General features: G+C 43.7%; 5 protein-coding genes. 2 read left to right on the top strand and 3 right to left on the bottom strand.

The window, feature by feature from the left end; genetic code table 11:
* Both Q0C19_RS11245 and Q0C19_RS11240 read left to right on the top strand, forming a co-directional pair.
* On the top strand, positions 1-193 hold a 193-nt coding region (locus Q0C19_RS11245; protein WP_295056043.1), incomplete at its 5' end, for an aldehyde dehydrogenase family protein.
* A gap of 60 nt (positions 194-253) precedes the next feature.
* On the top strand, positions 254-1,102 hold the full coding sequence (locus tag Q0C19_RS11240; RefSeq protein ID WP_295056041.1) for a YitT family protein: 849 nt from the start codon (positions 254-256) through the stop codon (positions 1,100-1,102).
* Between the two features lie 6 nt (positions 1,103-1,108).
* On the opposite strand, the gene Q0C19_RS11235 is transcribed toward Q0C19_RS11240, so the two are convergent.
* The 3 genes from Q0C19_RS11235 to Q0C19_RS11225 all read right to left on the bottom strand — a co-directional run.
* Complete coding sequence (locus Q0C19_RS11235; RefSeq protein ID WP_295056039.1) at positions 1,109-1,912, bottom strand: sulfite exporter TauE/SafE family protein; 804 nt, start codon at positions 1,910-1,912, stop codon at positions 1,109-1,111.
* 297 nt (positions 1,913-2,209) lie between these two features.
* Entirely contained in the window at positions 2,210-3,682 is a 1,473-nt protein-coding gene (locus Q0C19_RS11230; RefSeq protein ID WP_295056038.1) for an OprD family outer membrane porin, read from the bottom strand.
* On the bottom strand, positions 3,682-4,122 hold a 441-nt coding region (locus Q0C19_RS11225; RefSeq protein WP_295056036.1), incomplete at its 5' end, for an FAD-linked oxidase C-terminal domain-containing protein. The genes Q0C19_RS11230 and Q0C19_RS11225, both read right to left, overlap by 1 nt.

Below are 4,122 nucleotides of genomic sequence, written 5' to 3'. Positions count from 1 at the left end.
ACTCTCCGAAGAGATCGAATCGGGTATGGTCCATATCAACGGACCGACTATCCAAGATGAGGCCCATATTCCGTTCGGCGGGGTCAAAGAGAGCGGTATTGGACGCGAGGGAGGTCACTTCGCGATTGAAGAGATGACCGAACTTAAATGGGTGACTGTCGAAGCGGCAGGGAACAGACACTATCCGTTTTAATCGATACCCCCTTGCGGGGGATCAGCTCCATATACTACATCCAACCACATAGGTTTCACCATGATACATAAACTCGCGGATATTCCGATCAACGACGTGTTAAAAAAATATATCTTTATCTTTATCGGCGCTTCTTCCCTGGCATTGGGTGTCGTATTATTTTTGATTCCGAACCATATCGTTGCCGGAGGAACTCCCGGTATATCAATCCTTATCAACTATTTTACGGGAATTCCGGCGGGGATGTTGATGTTTTTGATCAATATTCCTCTGGTACTGATGAGTATGAAATACATCAGTAGAGAGTTTGCCGTTCGTACTATTTTTTCCATCATTGTCTCTTCATCGGTGGTCGATATACTGCGCGAATACTTTCATGTCACCGCTTGGACAAGTGATCCTTTTTTAGCCAGTATATTCGGAGGTATAGCGATCGGACTCGGTCTTGGATTTATCATTGCAGGAAATGCCTCGGCAGGAGGGCCTTCCATCGTTGCTCGATACATTGCCGATAGAATGCATTGGAAACAAAACAACGTCATTATCGTCTTGGATTTTATGATTGTTATCGCGGCGGGGATCGCTTTCGCTCGGATAGAAAGTGCCCTTTTTAGTTTGATTGTCGTCTATGCGACGGCTCAAGGTCTAAATACTATCCTATCGGGAAGACCTTCCAAAAAAGTGGTTCATATCTTTTCCAAAAATGCAAAGTCTTTACGTGATCATGTTATCAAAACTTTAGGAAAAAATGAGGTTATTTTCGAGGGTGTCAGCAGTAACCCGTATGAAAATGAGCAACTTCTTATGCTGATCGTTGATAATAACAAGATACGTCTTATACGGGAGATTGTCAAAGAACAGGATAAAGAAGGTTTTCTGGTCGTGATCGAAGCATCTGAACTTCATTGATGGATGTTATAGTATTGATAGCAACATCTTCATACTCAACATGATCAATAAGAGTGCAAAAACCTTTTTAAGAATAGCAACCGGAAGTACATGGGCAAGTTTCGCACCGTATGGAGCCATAAAAAAGCTCGTAACGGAAATCGCCGCAACACTCGGTAAATAGACAAAACCAAGCTGATAATTCTCCATTGACGTATGATCCCATCCGGCAATAATATATCCCAGTGTTCCGGTTATCGAAAGAGGCAGTCCGATAGCGGCTGACGTCCCGATCGCTTTTTTGAGATCGATATTTTGCCAAACGAGATAAGGGACCGTTAAAGATCCGCCTCCGATCGAAACCAGTGCAGAAATTGATCCAATAACACTCCCCCCGAAAAACAATCCTTTTTTCCCTGAAATCTGGCGAGTGGGTTTAGGTTTTTTATCGATAATCATCTGTAATGCGACATATGCCGTAAAAAAAGAGAAAAATACAGCAAGAGGCATCGATTTGAGATATGCGGCTACAAATGTTGCGGCAAATGTTCCTAGGATAATCCCCGGTACCATCGCTTTGACAATATCCCATAAAACCCCTTCTTTTGCATTATGTGCACGCATACTTGCAAATGATGTCACGATAATAGCGGACATTGAAGTTCCCAATGCCAAATGAACAACCTCTTCTACCGGCATTCCTTGTGCTATAAAAATTGCTGTTAACGCGGGAACCATAATAATTCCCCCTCCAATTCCAAATAGCCCTGCCATGAAACCGACAAATATACCCAATCCCAAATAGAGGGCTAGCCATTCTATTCCGATCATCTTGATCCCTTTGATAAAAAATGCCGTATTGTATTCTAATATTTTGACAAAAACAAAGTAAACATATTGATTTAGTATGGTATTAAAGTGGTCAATGAGGTCCGTCTGTCTGGAGTAAAAAAATTCCTCTCCTATTTTTATAAACCTTGGTGTTGCTCCATCGGAAAATAGGTAATCCGTTTATAAAATGAAGAGATGGCGCAGAAGGAGAATCATTGAGGTTGATCCCCGATAGAGCAACACCAAGGCTTACCGTATTAACGGTTGAGGCATTAAACCTCAACCAATATCTATCTCTTAAAAAGCTAAATTTACGGCTACGCGAAGATCGTTATGATCGGTAGAATTATTCCCCGAAGCATCATTATTATTCACCGACAAGAAAGTGACTCCGCCGTCAAGGCCTTTCATTCCAAAGAGTGTTTTATAATCGAGTGAGGCTTCGACTGCATTCGTATCTTCGTATGCATTTAGTTTGTAATGCAATAATCCCGGACTAGCCGAGTATTGATTATCACGGCTAAAATTGAGATATTTTACTTCCCCTTTTAATCCGTTGATACCGGCAAATCCGAAATCATACTCAGCACCGATCGCGTAAGAGTTAGTTCCTCCCGTATACGAGGAAGTATCCGTAAAGCCGAAGTGAGCGGACTGATAACGGGTACGAACCCATGACGCATTTCCTCCGACAGGAGAAACAATTCCACCGCGTGCAGCATTATCGTGGATCCCTTTGGTATTAGCATAAGCTAACGTAACCGTAGTTCCTTTATAGGATCCACCGAGTTTGGCCTCTGAGTGGTACGCCGTAATATTATTAATCCCCAGGGCTAAGAGAGGTGAACCGACAACCGGATGAGCCAACGTATCTTTGGTTCCGCCGATTGCTTTTTGCGTTAAATACTGCACACCGGCAAAGAGTTGTGCCTCTCCGATTTTGGTACTATAATCAGCCTGAAGATGGGGCATGTCCATAACATCCCATACTCGGTAGAACCATCCTTGAAGCGCAAGACCTTCAACCCCGGTATAAATAGCTCCAACAACCGTTGCTCCGGCATTATCTTTTTCGGTAGTGAGATCACCATCGCCATCCGCTAAACCTTGGAAAGCAGAACCTCTGGAGATAGAGACGAAATCGGACGCTTTAACATTATTGCTCGAACCCGCAAAGCTATTGCTGTTCACCATATCCGGACCGCTGATTTTTGTCGCATGAGAGAGAATCAATGTCGTATTCGGGATATCGACATTCACAATTTGAGCGGCTTCAAAAGTATTCGGAACAATATAAATATCATGGGATGATGCCATAGGGGCATCGATCATCATACGGCCTACTTGAACAAATGTTTTACCGAATGCCGCTTTGAGATAGGCTTCGCCTAAAACCGCATAGCCATCGTCACCCGTCCCGTAAACGGTATTAACTCTCCCAAAACCGTCTCGGGTAAGTTTACTTTCGTCATTCTCAAAATAGATAGAATCGACATGATCAGGATTGTTGGAATTCAATCCCAAGCCGCTGACGGAAAACATAGTAGCTTTTGCCTGTACACCGTATAAGGGAGCTGTTTCATACGAAAATCTGAACCCTGCAGCCGTTGTATGACGATCAGAAATAGTGTCATTTTCGGTTTGAGAGTAAATCGCTCTCACTCCGCCGGTAAATTTACCCTCACTGAATGCTGCCGATAGGGTATCGGCAGCAAATGAAGATGAACTAATGAGAAGCGCAGCTCCAACCATACTTATGCGCGCATTCATTAATAAATCCCAGACTTACCAGGAGCCAAAATACCTTTTGGATCCAGTGCACGCTTGATTTTTTGGAATACGCCCCGAATCTCCGGACCATACGTTTCAGCAACAAGATCCATAAATCCGCTGCTCGTACGGTAGACACCGTAGCCTTGTGCGGCAAATTCGTGTACCAATTCGGCATAACAGTCGTGTGCCCGTTGCATCTCTTCCGGGTCATTTCGGTTGTACAGCAAATCGATGATATGGTGCATATCGCGCCATCCGACGATAAACTCAGCAACATAGTCGAATCCGTATTTGTTCAAAATCTTTTTAGCCAATGCAGACTGGTTCAGGGTATGTTTACCTTCTGCAGGGGAAACCGGTGCAAACCACATACTTCCTCCGCCGCCTCTCCAGTTATAGAGACCGAATTCTTGAAGGGTCATATACCCTCTCATCAG

The sequence above is a fragment of the Sulfuricurvum sp. genome (assembly GCF_023250475.1).
GTDB lineage: Bacteria > Campylobacterota > Campylobacteria > Campylobacterales > Sulfurimonadaceae > Sulfuricurvum.
This window is presented reverse-complemented; position numbering and strand designations above follow the sequence as displayed.

Coding starts and splice junctions, on each gene's coding strand:
- Q0C19_RS11235 (WP_295056039.1), bottom strand. CDS start 1,912: ATGATCGGAATAGAATGGCTAGCCCTCTATTTGGGATTGGGTATATTT.
- Q0C19_RS11240 (WP_295056041.1), top strand. CDS start 254: ATGATACATAAACTCGCGGATATTCCGATCAACGACGTGTTAAAAAAA.
- Q0C19_RS11230 (WP_295056038.1), bottom strand. CDS start 3,682: ATGAATGCGCGCATAAGTATGGTTGGAGCTGCGCTTCTCATTAGTTCA.